Genomic DNA, 17,163 nt, shown 5'->3' with positions numbered 1-17,163 from the left:
GCTCACTGGGCCGAATCGCGGAACTTCTGGAACTCCGGGCCGGCGTCCGCCGGGTCGATGTCGCCGGTCAGCACCGAGTTCTGGATGCGCCAGAATTCGGTGGTCTCGGCGGTGGAGAAGTTCTGGTCGTTGTTGGTGTAGCCGCCATCGACGTTCGCGAAGATGTCCGCCCACACCGCGTTCAGTGGGTTCGAGTCATCCACGGCGACGTCACCGTTGACCGACAGCGCCGCCCAGGCGTCGCCGACGATCTCCTGCCCCTCGACCGACGTGCCGAAGTCGAGGAACTTCGCAGCGAGATCCGCCTTGTCGCTGGACTCGCTGATGTAGAACGCCTCACCGAAGCCGTAGAGCCGGCCCGTGCCGGTGGGGAACGGGAAGATGCCGATCTCGTCGACGTTCATCCCGTTGTCGACGACCTGCGAGTTGTACCACGTTCCCTCCAGGGACATCGCCGCCTGCTCCGAGAAGAACAGTTGCGCGGCGTCGTCATTGTTGATCCCGAGATACCCATCGTTGAAGTACTCGTCGCCCCAGGTCTTGAGTTCCGTGAACGCCTCGGTCACGCACTGCTCGGAAGACCAGTCACCGTCGCCCGTGTTGAGCTGGTCGGCGACGTCGGATCCGCACTCGGTCTCGATGAGCGAATCGAGCAGCCGCATGACATCCCAGTTGACAGTGCCGCCGAATTCGATCGGTGTGATCCCGGCGTCCTTCAGCTTCTGCGCGGCGTCCACGAGCTCGTCGTACGTCGTCGGAGCGGCCTCGATTCCTGCCTGCGCGAAGAGCGCCTTGTTGTAGTAGATGCCCTCCCCCTGCTGGCTCCAGGGCACGCCGTGGAAGCCGCCGTACTGCGTGATCCCGCTGAGGGATGCCGGTGTGAAGCGATCCTCCCAGCCGTACTCGGCGTAGTAGTCGCTGAGATCCTTGCTCACGCCGACGTCGATGAGCTCGCCGCCGAGTCCGGAGCCCTCCCAGTACCAGTAGATGTCCGGACCGGCGTCGGTCCCCGCAGCCTGACGCATGGCGTTCTTGTGCTCATCGACCGAGCGCTCCTCGAGGGTGATGGCGACCTCCGGGTTCTGCGCCTCGAACTCGTCGATGAGCGCGTTGATCGCCTCCCCCTGACTGTCTTCCTGGGTGGGCATCCAGATCACGAGCTCGTTCTCGTCGCTGCCGCCACCGCCGCCGGAGCAGCCGGCGAGAACGGTGATGGCCGCGGCGCTCAGTGCGACGGTGCCCAGGATTCGGTTGTTACGCATCATTGCTTCCAATCGTTCGGGTGGTGAGTGAAGGTCAGGCTCGCTCGGACTGCCAGCGGGCGAACTCGGCGAGCTTGAGGTAGAAGTCCTCGAACATCAGGCGGGTGTCGACCCATCGGTAGATGCGCATCGGACGCGCATCCGGCCTGGCGATGTATTGTCCGTCGGCGCCGATCGACGGCGTCGGTGCCGCGGTGTACCGCGACGAGGAAGGGTCCGCTTCGAACAGCGACTGAAGCGCGGTCAGCAGCACGAGCGGCGAATCGCCGAGCGCATAGGTCTCGGCAGGGCCGCGGCCCTCGCCGGCAGCGCGACGGATCACCTCCGCCGTCTCCCGATACAGGTACTCGCCGATCGGCCCAGCCGTCGCCACCCGCAGACGCAGCTCGGCGTCCGACACCAGGCACTGACGGTAGACGTCGCGAGGAATCTGCCAGATGGACAACGCCGAGTCCTCGAAGACGACCTGGCCCGCGGTGACGTCGATGAGCAGGTTGTATTCGATCGGCATCGCATTCGGCGGCGCAACGGCCAGTCCGTCGTGCTCGACACCGCCGATCCACACCACCTGCATGCGATCGGCGATGCGCGGCTCGACGAGACAGGCGGATGCGAGGTCGGTGAGCCCGCCCCCAGCGAGGAAGAACAGCGGCGATTCGTCGTCGCGCATGGCCTCGGCGATGATGGCGTCGACCGCCGCCGACGGCTGCGGCGTCGTGCGGTTCTCGAGCGGACTGTTCGATCCGGCGACGATCACGTCGGTCGAGGTCAGCCCCATGCGTGCGAACACGTCCCGGATCACCAGAACGGCGTTGTCCGCGCTACCGGGGCCGGGATCGAACGGGTCGCCGTCGCGAAGGTGGGAGCCGATGACGAGACGGATGTCGACGTTGGGCGAGAGCAGGTGATGCACCAACTGGAACAGGTCGTCCGGATCGCCGGAGAAGTCGTTGTCGATGATGACACGCATGCGCGCCGCGCCCATCGGAGCGATCCGCTGCCATGGGCTCGTGCCCAGGGTCCAGGTGCGCGCGGTGTGACTCGCGATCGTCGCGTCGTCGGGAACTGCCGTCATCGTTGACCTTCTGTCGTGCTGTTGTCGGACCAGTTGGGTGATCGATAACCCAACCATGTAAGTGATCGATAACCTATATCGGTAGGTGATCGATCACCTATAGGATGGGACCCAGCGTTATCCCATCGTTATCGAGGCGTGATCGAGCACTCCAGGAGGGTCTGTTGACGACGCAACGCACCCAGGCCCGGCCGAGCATGGCGGACGTGGGCAGATTGGCGAAGGTCTCCACGCAGACCGTGTCCCGCTATTTCACCGGCGTCGGCTACGTGCGCGCCGAGACCCGCGAGCGGATCGCCGCGGCCATCGATGAACTCGGCTACATTCCGAATCTGTCGGCGCGCAGCCTGCGCACGCAGCGCTCGAACATCGTCGGCGTCCTGTCGATGGGTGCTCTCAACTACGGAGGCGCCGCTGTGCTGACAGGGCTCGGTCAAGCGGCCCGCGAAGCCGAGGTCATGCTGATGATCTCGCAGCTCGATCTCGATTTCGAGGCGAAGAACTGGGAAGCCGATGCCCGACGCGCCATGGATCACTTCCTCTCCGTGCAGGTGGACGGGGTCGTGCTGGCCACCCCCATCCCGGATGTCGACCGGCTGCTGACCGGGTGGAATCAGGCGACTCCGGTCCTCACCGTGTCTGAGCGGCCATGGACCGACGAGAGTTCGGCGAGCGCGCACTCCCGCGCGGCGGGCGCCGAGGCTACGCGCTATCTCATCGGACTCGGCCATCGCCGGATCGTGCACATCGCCGGCCCCGCGACGCGCAACGAGACCTTCGAGCGCGAGCACGGGTACCTGGAGGCGATGGCGGAGGCCGGGCTCGAGCCGTCGGTCCTCTCGGGGGCGACGGACTGGTCACCTGTGGCAGGCCGCAACGCGGGACTCGCGATCGATCCGACGTCTTTCACTGCGGCATTCGCGGCCAATGACGAGATCGCGCTCGGCTTCATGAACGCCCTCGAAGAACGCGGGCTGCGCGCCCCCGACGACTACTCGATCGTCGGCGTCGACGACATGCCGACGGCCGCCTACTTCTCCCCGCCGCTGACTTCCATGCGCCTTGACTTCCGAGGGCTCGGGGCAGCGACGTTCCGAATGCTGCATCACCAGATCCTCACCGGCGAGCATGCGGCGCACTACGAACTCGAGCCGGAACTCGTGATCAGGGCGTCCGCCGCTGCTCCAGCGCGCTGAGGCGAAGAGATCCGGTGCCTCAGACCTTCCGATCCTGCCTGGGCACGACCACCTCGCGGATGATGAGCAGGATGGATGCCGTGACCGGCAGCGCCACGAGCACCCCGAGCACCCCCATCAGCGCGCCGCCGACCATCGCGCCGATCAGGACGAGAGCGGCGGGGATCGAGATCGCCCGGTTCATGATGCGCGGACTCAGCACGTACGACTCGACCTGGATGTAGATCAGATACGCGATCGCGAAGATCAATGCCTGGGTCGGGCTGGTGAAGAGCGCCACGCCGGCGCCGAGCACGAGGAAGACCACCGACCCGAACAGCGGGATGAGCGTGATCACGAAAGCGATGACCGCCATGAGAGCGGGGAAGGGCAGCCCGATGAGCAGATGGGCGACGAAGACGAACGCCGCGTTCAGCGCGGACAGCGTGAACGATCCGATGAGGGATGCGCCGACCGAACCCGTGATGCGCTCGGTGAACCCGGCGACCCGCGTGCGGCTGTGGGCGGGGACGAGCCCGTAGAAGGCGTTCTTGATCGCCGGGAGGGAGGCCAGGAAGTACAGCGTCAGGGCGACGACGACGAGCGCTGCGGAGACGAAGCTCGCGAGTCCGATGCCGGCGGCGAGAACGCCGCCGCCGATCGTGAGGAGCGTATTCGGGTCTCCGAAGAAACTCGCCAGCTGCTCGAGCCCGGAGTCCACGCCGGCCCTCGCATGTTCGTCGAGCCCCAGATACCAGTCGGATTCCTGAACACCGGCGAGCTCCGCCGGGATCGCTCTGACCAGCTCGATGACCTGTCCGATGACCGGCGGCACGACGAACACGGCAAATGCCGTGACCGCGAGCGCGAAGCCGCCGAACACGATGCCCACCGCACCACCGCGCTTCATGTGCTTCTCGAGCCGTGCGACGAGCGGGTCGAGAGCGACCGCAACGAACATCGCGAGCACGATGTACACGAGGATCGTCGAGATCGACCCGACAGCGCTGCCGAGCACGACGGCGCCGATCACGCCGAGTGCCCCGATGAAGCCGACCGCGAGCGGATGGTCGATCGCGGTCAGCAATCGCGTCGTACGCGAACGCGTCGTCGCACCGGTGTCCGGTGTCTCATCGATGGCCATGCCTGACGGTATGACCCGGTGCCACCGGTGGACATCATGCGAACTGCGCGAAATCGACCGGATGTGCAAGAACTTCCAAGTGGAGGTTTTCCGCCTGGCCTCTCGGTATCATCGAGCTATGACCGACTCCGCAGCCGATGCGCCCCACCCCCGAGGCCGATATCCGAAGGGCATCGCCCGGCGTCAGGAGATCCTCGACACGGCGATCGAGGTCTTCGCGAAGCGCGGCTCGCAGAAGACCAGTCTGCGCGCGATCGCCCAGGAGGTGGGCGTGACCCACGCCGCCCTCACGCACTACTTCGGCTCCCTCGAAGAGCTGCTCGTCGAGGTCTACCGCGAATCGCAGCGGCGCCCGGGCAGCGGCAAGCAGCCTCCCGCCGCATCGAGCCCGGCCATGGAGATGCGAGTGTCCGCCGAGGAGAACCGGAGCATCCCCGGCCTCGTGCAGCTCTACTCGACGCTGACCGCCATGGCCCTCGAGGACAACCACCCCGCGGCACAGGCGTACATCACCGGCCGCTTCGCCCGGCTCCGCGAAGGGATCGCCGGGCAGGTGCGCGAGCTGCAGGCATCGGGCCACCTCCGCGAGGATCTCGACCCGGTACTCGTCGCCGCGCTCGTGATCGCGGCATCCGACGGTCTGCAGACGCAGTGGCTGCTCGACGATGCCGTCGATCACGAGGCGGCACTGGAGATGCTCGACGTGCTGCTCAGGGGCGCGACGCCCCCGAGCAGCTGACGTCAGAGCGTCGCAGCGAACGGGTCGAAGCCCTCCGGCAGCAGCGGCACCGGTGCGACTGTGCTCTCGACGAGGATCGTCTGCCCAGTAAGAGCGGATTCCTGCGCCGAGAGCAGGATGTCGAGCACGTGGAATCCGAGCTCTCCGGATGCCACGTGCGGCCGGTCCTCGGCGATCGCACGGACCATGTCCAGCGCGCCGATGCCTCGTCCGACCTCGACGTCGTCGTGCTCGATCTCGATCCACTCCTGCTCGAACGACATCCCGTCGCGGATCACGCCGAGCGGCTTGACGTACGCGATGCGACCGGCGAACTGGTTCGGGTCGGCGATCACGATCGTGCCCTCGGTGCCGTGGATCTCCACGATGCCGTGCCGCTCGAGCGCCGAGTCGAAGCTGAGCAGGCTCTGCGCCTGCGTCCCCCGTTCGAATGCCGTGACGATCTGGATCGTGGACGGCACCTCGACCGGGAACATCGTTCCGGCGTTCGGGCCTGCGTGGATCTCGCGCTCTTCGCGTGCCTTCGAGCCGACGGCCGAGACCCGGTCGACCGGGCCGAGCAGGCTGACCAGTGCCGAGAAGTAGTACGGCCCCATGTCCAGCAACGGGCCCGCCCCCTGCGCGAACAGGAACGCCGGGCTCGGATGCCACAGGTCGGGCCCCTGGGTCTGGAACGTGGTCTGCGCGAACAGCGGACGGCCGATGATGCCCTCGTCGATCGCACGCCGTGCGGTCTGGAACGCCGGCCCGAGCAGAGTGTCCGGTGCGGAGCCGATCCGGAGTCCTGCGGCCTCCGCCTCTTTCAGCAGTTCGGCGGCTCCCTCGCGGTCGAGCCCGAGCGGCTTCTCGGTCCAGACGTGCTTGCCCGCGGCGATCGCCGCACGCGAGACCTCGATGTGCACGGCCGGGATGGTCAAGTTCACGACGAGGTCGACGCCGGGGTGGGCGAGGACGTCCTCGGCGGAGCCGGACGCCGGGACGCCGTACTTCTCGGCCTGCGCCGCCGCGCGATCGAGCAGCAGGTCGCCGACGATGAGCACCTCGACGTCCGGGAACGACGACAGGTTGGCGAGGTAGGTGTCACTGATGACGCCGACCCCGATGATGCCGATGCCGACCGCGCTCATCGGGCGAACCCGCCCTCGATCAGGAAGGCGTAGCTGGCCGCGATGTCGGCGAACACGTCGCCCGGGGCGTTGTCGTACTCGATGATCGCGTACTGGAGGGCGGATGCCGCGCCCAGCGCGTCGGCGAGCGGCACGTCACCGGTGCCGGCGTGACGCTGGTCGAGAGAGTCCGAGCCGAACTTGTCCGCACCGGGGGCGAACGGGTTGCTCGCCGGAGCGGTGCCGTCCTTGACGTGCACCGCGACGAGGCGGTCGCCGAGACGCGAGACGAGGCCCACGACATCCTGGCCGCCGACGAGCGCCCAGTACAGGTCGAGTTCGATGACGACGCGCTCGTCGGTGAGCGCCACGAAGCGCTCGTAGGCGGTCTGACCATCGAAGTCCGCGATGAACTCCTGCGCGTGGTTGTGGTATCCGACCTCGAGGCCGAACGAGGCAGCCTTGTCGACGAGCACGTTCAGGCGGTCGGCGATGTCGGTGACGCCCTCGAGCGTCAGCCAGCGCTCCGGCGCGACGAACGGGTCGATGACGGTCTTGATGCCGACCCTGGCCGCGGCTTCGAAGACGACCTCCGGGGCCGGGGTGGGAATCGAGCCGTCCGGCGTCCAGAGCTCATCCGAGAGCAGCGGGGCGTGGCCGGTCGGGGAGGCGAGTCCCGAGGCATCCAGTGCTGTGCGGATCTCCTCCGGACGGCGCACGAAGTCGAACGCTTCGACGTTGCGCAGGCCGATCGCGGCGAGCTTGTCGAGCGAGCCCCCCATGTCGGCGGAGAACTCCGCTGCGAGCGTGTACAGCTGAACCGAGGCTTCTGGCAGGGCCACGTTGACCTTCCTTCTCTGACGGGAACGACGGGCCGGCGGCGGCCCAGCGGTCAGAATAGCAGAAACCTCCACATGGAAGTTATTCGAATCCCGCGGTACCATCGAGCATGCCTGCGAAAGCGTTTTCCAGCACGGCGACCGGAACCATCCGGATCGTCCAGGGACCCCGCCCTGCCCGCTCAGTGCTGCGCCTGCTCGCCCGCCGTCCAGGGCGGATCACCGTCGCGCTGATCGCGTTCGCGCTCAAGGAGATCCCTCTCTGGTTCCTTCCGGTCGTCACCGCCCAGATCATCGACCTCGTCGCTACCGGCGGCGAGGTGTCGACTCTGCTCCTGTGGTTCGGCATCGCTGCCGTCCTGCTGCTGCAGAACTACCCGAACCACATCGTCTACACGCGCAACTTCATGACGGTCGTGCGCGACACCGGCGCCGACCTCCGCAACGCCCTGGCCGCGCGCCTGCAGAGCCTGTCGATCGGGTATCACACGCGAGTGAGCTCGTCGATCGTCCAGACGAAGGTCGTGCGCGACGTCGAGAACGTCGAGCTCATGCTGCAGCAGCTGACGCATCCGCTGCTGTCGGCGACGATGGTGCTCATCGGCGCGATCACGATGACCGCGATCGCCGTGCCCGAGTTCCTGCCGGTGTACGCCCTCGCCGTGCCGATCGCGCTGGTTCTGCGCTGGGCGCTGAGCCGGCGATCGAGGGTGCGCAACGAGGTGTTCCGGCGCGAGGTCGAGGGCTTCGCCGCACGCGTGGGCGAAATGGCGTCGCTCATCCCGGTGACGCGCGCGCACGGACTCGAGCAGACAGCCGTCTCGCGCGTCTCGGCGAGCGCCGACGGCGTGCGCAGGGCAGGGCTCCATCTCGACATGCTCAACGGCCACGTCGCCTCCATCTCCTGGGTCGCGATGCAGCTGCTGGGGCTCGGATGCCTCGCTCTCGCCGGTATCTTCGCGCTGACCGGCATCCTGCCGATCACACCGGGCGAAGTGGTGCTGCTGTCGTCGTACTTCGCGCTGCTCACGCAGGGACTGACCTCGTTACTCATGCTCATTCCGGTCGGAGCGCGCGGACTCGAGTCGATGCGTTCGATCTCGGAGGTGCTGCAGGAGCCCGACCTCGAGCAGAACGCGGACAAGCGGCCGGTCGGTGCGGTCGCCGGGCACGTGGAGCTCGACCGGGTCTCGCACCGGTATCCGGGTGCGGATGAGGATGCCGTGCACGAGATCTCCCTCGACATCCCGGCGGGTCAGACCGTCGCGTTCGTCGGCTCATCGGGCTCGGGCAAGTCGACGATGCTGAACCTCGTGCTCGGGTTCGTGCGGCCCACGAGCGGTCGGATCCTGCTGGATGGCCTCGATATGCAGGACGTCGACATGCGCACGGTGCGGCAGTCGATGTCGGTGGTGCCGCAGGAATCGGTGCTGTTCGAGGGGAGCATCCGGGAGAACATCGCCTACGGCCTCGAGAACCCGCCCGAGGACCGGTTGCGGCGAGCGCTGATCGACTCGAATGCGGCCGAGTTCGTCGACCGGCTGCCTGACGGCTGGGACACCGTCGTCGGCGAGCGAGGGTCCCGGTTGTCCGGCGGTCAGCGACAGCGGCTGGCGATCGCGAGGGCGCTCGTCCGCGACCCCCGCATCCTGCTGCTGGATGAGGCGACGTCCGCGTTGGACCCCGAGTCGGAGGGCCTCGTGAAGGAGGCGCTGTCGCGCCTCATGACGGGGCGCACGACGCTCGTCGTCGCGCACCGGCTGTCGACGATCCGCGAAGCCGACCGGATCGTCGTGCTCGAGCACGGCCGCGTCGTCGAGCAGGGCGACCATGCGACGCTGCTCGCGGCAGAGGGGCGCTACGCGCAACTGCATGCGACGCAGGCGGGGCGGCGAGACGGAAGCTGATCGCCTGGGTCGTCCGAATGCGCGAAACGGTCAACGGCTCGATGACTTCGGGCTCGCTTCGAGCTCCCTCGCCCACGGCAGATCCGCACCGGCCCGGGAGACGGTGATCGCCGCAGCACGCGTGGCGGCCTCGCCGATGCGCTGCAGGTCCGCCGCATCCAATCCGCTCGGACCGTGCACGAGCACGGAGTGGATCAGCGACGCCATGAAGGTGTCGCCCGCGCCGATCGTGTCGACCGCCGCGACGGATACCGCCGGAATCGTCGCACGATGATCCGCGGTCGCGACGACCGCACCATCCGCGCCCAGCGTGATCGCCACGAGCGAGGGCCCCAGGGCCAACACTGCGTCGATCACCTGATCGACGCTCTTGCCGGGGTGCAGCCACTCGGCATCCTGATCGCTCATCTTGACGACGTCGGCCAGTCGGGCGACGGACTCGTACGCACCGAGCGCCTCCGTACGGTCGCCGATGAGCGACGGACGGATGTTGGGGTCGAAGGTGATCACCGCGGCATCCGCACCCCGCAGCAGGCCGACGACGGATGCCGCACCCGGCGCCAGAAAGGCCGCGATGGAGCCGGTGTGAACGAGCCGCGGGGCGAGATCGATCGGTGTCGGAAACGTCTCCCAGGCGATGTCGAACCCGTAGTCGGCCTGGCCGTCCGCTCCGACGACCGCCCGCGCGGTGGAGGTCGCCGGAGCCGTCATCGACTCCGGAAGCACGTCGACACCCGACGCGGTGAGGTGCTCGACGATCGCGAGCCCTCGAGCGTCCCGGGCGATCTGCGTGAGCAGGCCGACGGCGACGCCGCGCCGTCCGAGCCCGAGCGCGACGTTGGCTGGACTGCCGCCGACGTGCTCGCTCGATTCACCACCGATCCGGACGATGTCGACCAGTGCCTCCCCGACGACGAGCACCTCGAGTTCCCAACGCGCCGTCACCTCATCCTCCGAGGGATTCGACGCGAATCCGGCTGTACTGCTCGGTCGGGAACACCTGTTCGGTCATCGTGACCAACCCGTCGCCGGCGTAGATCTCGACGATGATGCCGTCGACCACGATCAGGAGATCGAGGTTCTCGGTCGCATCGACGGGAAGCGGGGCCCGGTCGACCGATGGGAAGCCCACGTGGAACCCGGTCTCGCCACTCGCCGTGCGATCGCAGGTGATGCTGCGCTCTTCGCCGTCGACCGTGATGACGAGGCGCTCGTCGTCGGCCCCGGACAGGACCACGGCGTGCCGGTCGCCCGCCGCGGCCGGCACCGTGAGCTCGAAGACCGCAAGGCCCTCGCGGTCGGGCGGCAGCACGGGTCGCTGCGCGATGCGCAGGCGACTCTGCGCATCCCGCACCAGCCGGACCTCGCGCACCAGCGACATGGCGGATCGCCACGGCGCGGTCGGGGTCTCGTTGGCGTAGTCCCAGTTGCTGGCCCAGCCGATCATCAGACGGCGCCCGTCCGGAGCATCGTTGAACGAGACCGCGGCGTAGTAGTCCCGGCCGTAATCGAGCCAGTCGAAGTCGGCGAGGTCGTCGGATTCGACGACGCGCTCCGGAATGAAGAGCGTGCCGTCGAAATCGCCGACGAAGTACTGGGTGCCCGAACCGCCCGCGATGCCGCCGGGATTCATGCTGATGATCAGCACCCAGCGCGTCTCGGTGCTTCCCTCGACCATGAGCGGAAACAGATCGGGGCACTCCCATACCCCGCCCGTGGCGTGCGCGGGGCCGAAGTGCGATGCGAAGGTCCACTGCAGCAGATCCGGCGAGGTGTAGATGACGGCCCGGCGTGCGACCGCCTCGACCGCCACCATCACCCAGTGCCCGTCGTCTCCCCCGTACCAGAACACCTTCGGATCCCGGAACTCGCTCGAGCCGATGTCGAGGACGGGATTGCCCGCATGGCGCGTCCAGGTCGATCCGCCGTCGACGCTGTACGCCAGCGCCTGCGCCTGGGACCCGTGCTTCGCCGCCGTGTAGATCGCGACCATCGCGGTCTCCCCCGGACCGGCGAATCCTGCCGTGTTGCGCACATCGACCACGGCGCTGCCCGAGAACGCCATCTCGTCATCGGTCCACGGGATGGCGACGTCCTGCTCCTGCCAGGAGACGAGATCCGTCGAGGTCGCGTGACCCCACGAGATGTTGCCCCAGGTGCTGCCCAGCGGGTTGTTCTGGAAGAAGAGGTGATAGGTGCCGTCGTGGAACAGCAGTCCGTTCGGGTCGTTGAGCCAGGAGTCCCTCGCGGTGAAGTGGACGGCCGGGCGCAATGCGGAGATGTTCGTGGTGGGGGTGTTGATCACTGTTCGCCGCCCTCCTGGAAGCGGTCGTATGCCTGCTGGTAGGTGGCGATGACGTCGTCGACGCCGAGGGATTTCAGCTGGGAGACGTAGGCGTCCCACTCGTCCTCGACGGCGCCGTCGACGATCCAGGAGGCGAACTTCTCCTTCACGAGGGTGTTGATGTCGGCGGTTGCGAACGACACCTGCTCGAGCTCTTCGTTGGAGAGCAGCACGGGCGGGTAGCCCTCGTTGGCCTGGTACGGCTCGTAGAACTCGGCGACGAGATCCTGCCGCTCCTTGGCACGCGGCTCCGGTGCGACGACGGTCACGAAGTCCTCGGCGGTCGTGACCTTGGGCCCGCCAGGAGCAACCCGCTGGCGGCGCTCGCCTTCCGACTCTCCCGCTGCGGCGGGGATCTGGACGAGGATGCCGTCGGCATTCTCCTCCAGGGTGACTCCGATCGGCCCCCAGTTCGACTGCGCGGACATCACCGGGTCGAACAGCCGGTCGGCCCAGCGCATGGTCGCCGCCGGGTACTTGTTCTCCCGGGTGATCGCCATAGCGCCTCGGCCGATCTCCTGGTTGTTCGAGACGCTGGCGAGCTTCTCGCCGTTCTCACCCTCGAGGATGCCGACCAGGGCGTAGTCGTCGATGCGATCGTCTCCGACCATCTCCTTGAGCTCCCACCAGAAGAACGAGCCGAGGATCTCGGTCGACGCCTTGCCCTTGGAGAGATACGCCACGTCGTCCTGAGAGAAGGATTCGGGGTCGATGAGACCTTCGGCGTACCAGTCAGCGAGGCCCGCGACCCCGGCCTTGTACTCTTCGGTGTCGGCGGTGAACTGCACCTCGCCGTCGCGGACGATGCGGTGGTCGTTGTTCTCGGGCTGACCGCCCAGCGCTGCGACGAGGTCGTGCGGGTTCGCTGCGAACGAGTCGGTCCGGAAGCTCAGGGGGATCTCGTCGGCGGCACCGTTGCCGTTCGGGTCCTGCGTGGCGAAGGCCACGAGCGCGTCGTGATACTCGTCGATGGTCGTCGGCATGGGCAGACCGACCGCGTCGAGCCAGGTGGTGTTGATGAAGAGGAAGTTCGGATACGCGACGAGGCCGAGCTCTTCCACGGACGGGAGCGTGTAGATGTGTCCGTCCGAGGCGGTGATGGCCGCTCGGATATCGGGCCGCTCGTCGAGGATCGCGGAGAGCGTCGGCGCATAGTCGTCGATGAGATCCTCGAGCGGCAGCAGCGTGCCGTTGCTGCCGTTCTCGACGATCTCGGCATCCGACAGCCCCGTGTTGAAGAGCACATCCGGCAAGTCGCCGCTGGCGAGCATGAGGTTCTTCTTCTCGGCGTAGACCTGATCGGGGAGGTTCTCCCACGCGATGGCGATGTTGGTGTCGGCTTCCCACTGCTGGACGAGTTCCATCTCGGAGTAGTCCGGCGCGAGCGGGGCCTTGGAGCCGCCGAAGGTCAGCGAGAGGGTCTCGTCCACGATGGGCAGTCCCTCCTGGTTGAACCCGTATTCGTCGGACTGGTCCTCGATCTCGGCGGCGGTGTCGCCGCCGCCGGTGCATCCGGCGAGCAGCAGTGCGCCCGTGACGGCGGCGGTCGAAGCGATGAGGAAACGGCGGTGTCTCATGATGTGCCTTCTGTCGGGGTGATGGTGGGTGTGGTCGGAACGGGTCAGCTCTTCACGGCGCCGAGGAGCGCGCCCTTGGTGAAGTGCTTCTGCATGAAGGGCAGGACGGTCAGCAGCGGGATCGTGGAGACGACGATCATTCCGTACTTGATCAGCTCGCCCAGGCGCTGGGCGGCGGCGTAGGAGTCCAGCGCACCGGTGCCTCCGGCGGAGGAGACTTCGGACTGGATGAGCACGTTGCGCAGCACGAGCTGCAGCGGGTACTTGCTCTCGTCGCCCAGGAAGATCAGCGCGTCGAAGAACGCGTTCCAGTTGGCCACGAGGTGGATCATGATCATCAGGAAGATCAGCGGTTTCGACAGCGGCAGCACGATCCGGAAGAAGAACCGGAAGTCGTTCGCGCCGTCCAGCTGGGCGGCTTCGCGCAGTTCGGCCGGCACGTTGTTCTCGAAGAACGCTCGGGCGATGATGAGGTTCCAGACGCCGACGGCACCGGAGAGCACGATGGCCCAGATGGTGTCGAGCATGCCGAGGTCGCGGACCACGAGGTACCGGGCGATGAGCCCGCCGTCGATGAACATCGTGATGATGAACAGCAGCATGAAGAACGTGCGACCGTACAGATCCTTGCGCGACAGCGCGTAGGCGGCGCACAGGATCACCGTCACGCTGATCGCTGTGCCGACGACCGTGTAGAGCACGGAGTTGGCGAAACCGCGGATGATGGTCGCGTCGGAGAAGATGCGCGCATATCCCTCGAGCGTGAAGCCCTGCGGCCACAGCCAGACGTTGCCGTTGAGGATCTCGGACGGCTCACTGACCGAGGCGATCACGATGAAGTACATCGGGTAGAGGATCGCGATGATCGCGACGATCAGCATCCCGATGGCGAAGAAGTTGAACACCGGATCGGAAGCGCGGTCGCGCAGTCGTCCGCGCGCGGCCGGTCGGCGTGGTGCGTCGGTGCCGGTCGGGAGGGACGGGCGGGCGGATGCCGGCGGTGCGGCGAGCGTGTCGGTCATGGCGTCATCACCAAAGGGTCGATTGTCCGGCGCGCTTCGCGACCCAGTTGAAGGTCAGCAGCAGGACGAGATTGATCAGGGAGTTGAACAGGCCGATGGCGGCGGAGTAGCTGAACTGCGCCTGCTGAAGGCCGATGTTGTAGACGTACGTCTGGATGACTTCGGACGTCGGCAGGTTCAGATCGGTCTGCATGAGCAGCACCTTCTCGAAGCCGAGGTTGAAGAGGTTGCCGATCGCCAGGATGAACAGGATGGTGATGACCGGCATGATCCCCGGGATGTCGATGTGACGGATGCGCTGCCACTTGCTCGCGCCGTCGACGCGCGCCGCTTCATGCAGGGCGGGGTCGATGGCCGTCAGCGCTGCGAGGTACACGATCATCGAGAATCCGGCGTTCTGCCAGATATCGGATCCGATGTACAGCGGCCGGAACCAGTCGGGCGACCCCATGAAGAACACCGGTTCGCCGCCGAACGCGACGATGGCGTTGTTGATGATGCCGGAGCGCGGTGAGAACAGCAGGAAGATCATGCCGACGACCACGACCACCGAGATGAACGAGGGTGCGTAGAGGACGGTCTGGGTGAACTTCTTGAAGCGCGGGCTGGAGAGCTGGTTGACGACCAGCGCGAGGATGATCGGCACCGGGAACGCGATCAGCAGACCGAGCGCGTTGACCGTCAGGGTGTTCTCGATCAGGCGCCAGAACTGGAACGAGTTGACGAATCGGATGAAGTGCTCCAGCCCGACCCACGGGCTGCCGGCGAAACCGAGAGCCGGGTTGTAGTCGCGGAAGGCGATCTGCGCGCCGTACATGGGCCAGTACTTGAAGACGATGACGTAGATCACCGCCGGCGCTAGTAATACGTATAACTGCCAAGACCGAAGAGCGCGTCGCAAGTGAGACCGCACGCGACTCTTCTGCGCTGGCACTGTCGGGGTGGACTCGGCGGGGGCGTGAGTGGTCATGCATGCACCTTCGCATCGGCGACCGATCCCCGCAGGATCGGTACGCACTCGATCGGATTGGATGTGGGCTCCTGAGCACTGCCGGACAGCAGCAGTTCGATTCCCGCGCGCGCCATCTGCTCGTAAGGGAGCTCGATGGTGGAGAGCCCCGGGTCGAGAATGGGGGCGAGCATCGCGTGGTTGTCGAAACCGACGATGGAGCAGTCCTCCGGAACACGCAGCCCGCGCGACTCGAGCGCACGATACGCGCCCCACGCCGTGCGGTCGTTTCCGCAGAAGATCGCCGTCGGCGGCTCATCGAGATCGAACAGGTCGAGCGTCAGCGCGAGGCCGTCCTCGACGATGCCTCCGCCGTACCGGACGAGCTCCGGGTGGTCGACGATGCCGGCCTCCGAGAGCGCGCGACGGTACCCGGCGAGCCTGCCGATGCCGGCGGGGAGGTCGCTGCCCTCCGGCTGGATGTTGATCATCGCGATCCGGGTGTGCCCCGCCTCGATGAGCTGACGGGTGGCCGCATAGCCGCCGGCCTCTTCATCCGGGAACACGCTGGCGACGCGCTTCGAACGCTCCTGCGCGTTGACGACGACCGTCGGCACCGCCTCGAGGCCGGCGGGAAGATCGAGCACGCGGTGATACATCGAGGCGTATACGACGCCCTTGACCCGATACGACAGCATCATGTCGATGGCTGCGGCTTCGAGGTCGGGCTCGTTGAACGTGTCGACGCTGAGGATGACGTTGCCGGTCTCCCACGCGAGCTGCTGCGCGCCCTTCAGGAGCTCGCCCGCGAACGGCGAGCTGGCAACCTCGTCGGAGATGAACCCGATCATTCCGGACTCGCCGCTGCGCAACGACTTGGCAAAGGCGTTCGTCCGGTAGCCGAGTTCCTCGACCGTGTCCATCACGCGCTGGCGCGTGGACTCATTGACGCGACTGCCGCCGACATTGTTGAGCACGAGGGAGACCGTGGCCTGGGACACGCCCGCACGCTCGGCGACCTGCTTCATCGTCGCCGTGTTGCGCGGCTTGCGGCCCATGTCACACCTCCTTGTGGACTAGTTAATCGTATGACTCGTTGAGAGTACTCCCGGGAAGAGGTCGGAGTCAAGCCGATGGGAGAGCTCGCACCGCGCCGTCCTTGACCTCGTCGTATTCGGCGCGTGCCGTCTCGACTTCTTCGATGTGCGCCTCCGCCCAGCGAGCCAGCGCCGTCAACGGCTCCTGCAGTGTCCGTCCGAGGGCGGTGAGTTCGTAATCCACGCGCGGCGGCATTTGGTCGTAGGCCGTGCGGGTGAGGATCCCGTCGCGCTCGAGGTCACGAAGAGTGTCGGCCAGGACCTTGCCGCTGATGCCGTCCACGGCTTGGCGGAGTTCGCCGAATCGCATCGGCTCGCCGCTGAGCGCGATCACGATCATGGCGGTCCACTTGTTCGCGATGCGCGCCAGCGACGTCCGCGAAGGACATGTGGACACCATCACATCCCAGGTCCGCTGCATTCGCCGCCGCCTTTCGAAGTCGTTCGCATGGTTACGTTGAGGTAACAGGTAACCCAATGTAACCATAAGGCGACACGTTCACCGATCCGAGGAGTGCAGTGATGAGCGAGCAGACACCGGCGGCCGTGGCCGCTTCCTATTTCGAATCCCTGAGCAAGGGCGATGTGCCTGGCGCACTGGCACTGTTCGATCCGCAGGTCGTATGGCACCAGCCCGGAGCGAACCGCTTCTCCGGCGATCACGTCGGGGTCGAGGGCGTCGGCGCGTTGCTCGGCGGAATGATGGAGGCCAGCGAAGGAAGCTTCGGCCTGACAGTGACCGGAGCCACGATGGTCAACGGGGAGTTCGCAGCAGTGCCCGTGCGATTCACGGGCACGCGCGTCGGCGCGTCGATGGACATGGCCGGTGTGGATCTGCTCACCGTGCGGGACGGGAAGATCATCGAAGTGCATCTCTTCTCGGAGGACGCGGCAGCGGAGGACGCGTTCTGGGGCCGGCCGTAACTC

At 66.7% G+C, this 17,163-nt stretch carries 16 protein-coding genes; 4 read left to right on the top strand and 12 right to left on the bottom strand.

Annotated features, from left to right (window positions below):
- Positions 1-2 precede the first annotated feature (2 nt).
- A complete protein-coding gene (locus AC3ANJ_RS03970) occupies positions 3-1,265 on the bottom strand; it encodes an ABC transporter substrate-binding protein (RefSeq protein ID WP_488318333.1) in 1,263 nt (420 codons plus the stop codon).
- A 31-nt stretch (positions 1,266-1,296) separates the two neighbouring features.
- On the bottom strand, positions 1,297-2,337 hold the full coding sequence (locus tag AC3ANJ_RS03965; RefSeq protein WP_488318332.1) for a nucleoside hydrolase: 1,041 nt from the start codon (positions 2,335-2,337) through the stop codon (positions 1,297-1,299).
- Between the two features lie 164 nt (positions 2,338-2,501).
- Here AC3ANJ_RS03965 and AC3ANJ_RS03960 point away from each other — a divergent pair, with 164 nt between their 5' ends.
- Positions 2,502-3,533, top strand: a complete 1,032-nt coding sequence (locus AC3ANJ_RS03960; RefSeq protein WP_488318331.1) for a LacI family DNA-binding transcriptional regulator — start codon at positions 2,502-2,504, stop codon at positions 3,531-3,533.
- 19 nt (positions 3,534-3,552) lie between these two features.
- Here AC3ANJ_RS03960 and AC3ANJ_RS03955 read toward each other — a convergent pair whose 3' ends face one another.
- Positions 3,553-4,656 carry an AI-2E family transporter gene (locus tag AC3ANJ_RS03955; RefSeq protein WP_488318330.1) on the bottom strand — a complete coding sequence of 368 codons (1,104 nt, stop codon included), beginning with the start codon at positions 4,654-4,656 and terminating at the stop codon, positions 3,553-3,555.
- Positions 4,657-4,774: 118 nt separating this feature from the next.
- Here AC3ANJ_RS03955 and AC3ANJ_RS03950 point away from each other — a divergent pair, with 118 nt between their 5' ends.
- Positions 4,775-5,395: a TetR/AcrR family transcriptional regulator gene (locus AC3ANJ_RS03950; RefSeq protein ID WP_406246711.1), complete on the top strand. Its 621-nt coding sequence runs from the start codon at positions 4,775-4,777 to the stop codon at positions 5,393-5,395.
- 2 nt (positions 5,396-5,397) lie between these two features.
- On the opposite strand, the gene AC3ANJ_RS03945 is transcribed toward AC3ANJ_RS03950, so the two are convergent.
- Together AC3ANJ_RS03945 and AC3ANJ_RS03940 are read right to left on the bottom strand one after the other, a co-directional pair.
- A complete protein-coding gene (locus AC3ANJ_RS03945) occupies positions 5,398-6,522 on the bottom strand; it encodes a Gfo/Idh/MocA family protein (RefSeq protein WP_488318329.1) in 1,125 nt (374 codons plus the stop codon).
- The gene (locus AC3ANJ_RS03940; protein WP_488318328.1) at positions 6,519-7,343 is read right to left on the bottom strand and encodes a sugar phosphate isomerase/epimerase family protein; all 825 of its coding nucleotides are present in this window, start codon (positions 7,341-7,343) and stop codon (positions 6,519-6,521) included. The genes AC3ANJ_RS03945 and AC3ANJ_RS03940 overlap by 4 nt, the downstream gene beginning before the upstream one ends.
- Before the next feature lie 107 nt (positions 7,344-7,450).
- Between AC3ANJ_RS03940 and AC3ANJ_RS03935 the strand changes: the two genes are divergently transcribed.
- Positions 7,451-9,247 (top strand): ABC transporter ATP-binding protein, encoded by a 1,797-nt coding sequence (locus AC3ANJ_RS03935; protein ID WP_488318327.1) that lies wholly within the window; start codon positions 7,451-7,453, stop codon positions 9,245-9,247.
- Positions 9,248-9,277: 30 nt separating this feature from the next.
- Here AC3ANJ_RS03935 and AC3ANJ_RS03930 read toward each other — a convergent pair whose 3' ends face one another.
- The 7 genes from AC3ANJ_RS03930 to AC3ANJ_RS03900 all read right to left on the bottom strand — a co-directional run bounded on the left by AC3ANJ_RS03930 (position 9,278) and on the right by AC3ANJ_RS03900 (position 16,657).
- A complete protein-coding gene (locus AC3ANJ_RS03930) occupies positions 9,278-10,192 on the bottom strand; it encodes a carbohydrate kinase family protein (protein WP_488318326.1) in 915 nt (304 codons plus the stop codon).
- A gap of 1 nt (position 10,193) precedes the next feature.
- Positions 10,194-11,552 (bottom strand): glycoside hydrolase family 32 protein, encoded by a 1,359-nt coding sequence (locus AC3ANJ_RS03925; RefSeq protein WP_488318325.1) that lies wholly within the window; start codon positions 11,550-11,552, stop codon positions 10,194-10,196.
- The gene (locus tag AC3ANJ_RS03920; protein WP_488318324.1) at positions 11,549-13,168 is read right to left on the bottom strand and encodes an ABC transporter substrate-binding protein; all 1,620 of its coding nucleotides are present in this window, start codon (positions 13,166-13,168) and stop codon (positions 11,549-11,551) included. The genes AC3ANJ_RS03925 and AC3ANJ_RS03920 overlap by 4 nt, the downstream gene beginning before the upstream one ends.
- Positions 13,169-13,212: 44 nt before the next feature.
- Positions 13,213-14,190, bottom strand: coding sequence for a carbohydrate ABC transporter permease (locus tag AC3ANJ_RS03915; RefSeq protein WP_488318323.1), 978 nt, complete (start codon positions 14,188-14,190; stop codon positions 13,213-13,215).
- A 7-nt stretch (positions 14,191-14,197) separates the two neighbouring features.
- Positions 14,198-15,040 (bottom strand): ABC transporter permease, encoded by an 843-nt coding sequence (locus AC3ANJ_RS03910; RefSeq protein ID WP_488318322.1) that lies wholly within the window; start codon positions 15,038-15,040, stop codon positions 14,198-14,200.
- Positions 15,041-15,156: 116 nt separating this feature from the next.
- Complete coding sequence (locus tag AC3ANJ_RS03905) at positions 15,157-16,197, bottom strand: LacI family DNA-binding transcriptional regulator (RefSeq protein WP_488318321.1); 1,041 nt, start codon at positions 16,195-16,197, stop codon at positions 15,157-15,159.
- Positions 16,198-16,264: 67 nt separating this feature from the next.
- Complete coding sequence (locus AC3ANJ_RS03900; protein WP_488318320.1) at positions 16,265-16,657, bottom strand: winged helix-turn-helix transcriptional regulator; 393 nt, start codon at positions 16,655-16,657, stop codon at positions 16,265-16,267.
- 101 nt (positions 16,658-16,758) lie between these two features.
- Between AC3ANJ_RS03900 and AC3ANJ_RS03895 the strand changes: the two genes are divergently transcribed.
- Entirely contained in the window at positions 16,759-17,160 is a 402-nt protein-coding gene (locus AC3ANJ_RS03895; protein WP_488318319.1) for a nuclear transport factor 2 family protein, read from the top strand.
- The last annotated feature ends 3 nt before the right edge of the window (positions 17,161-17,163 follow it).

Source organism: Microbacterium sp. STRO-1N (assembly GCF_057748015.1).
This window is presented reverse-complemented; position numbering and strand designations above follow the sequence as displayed.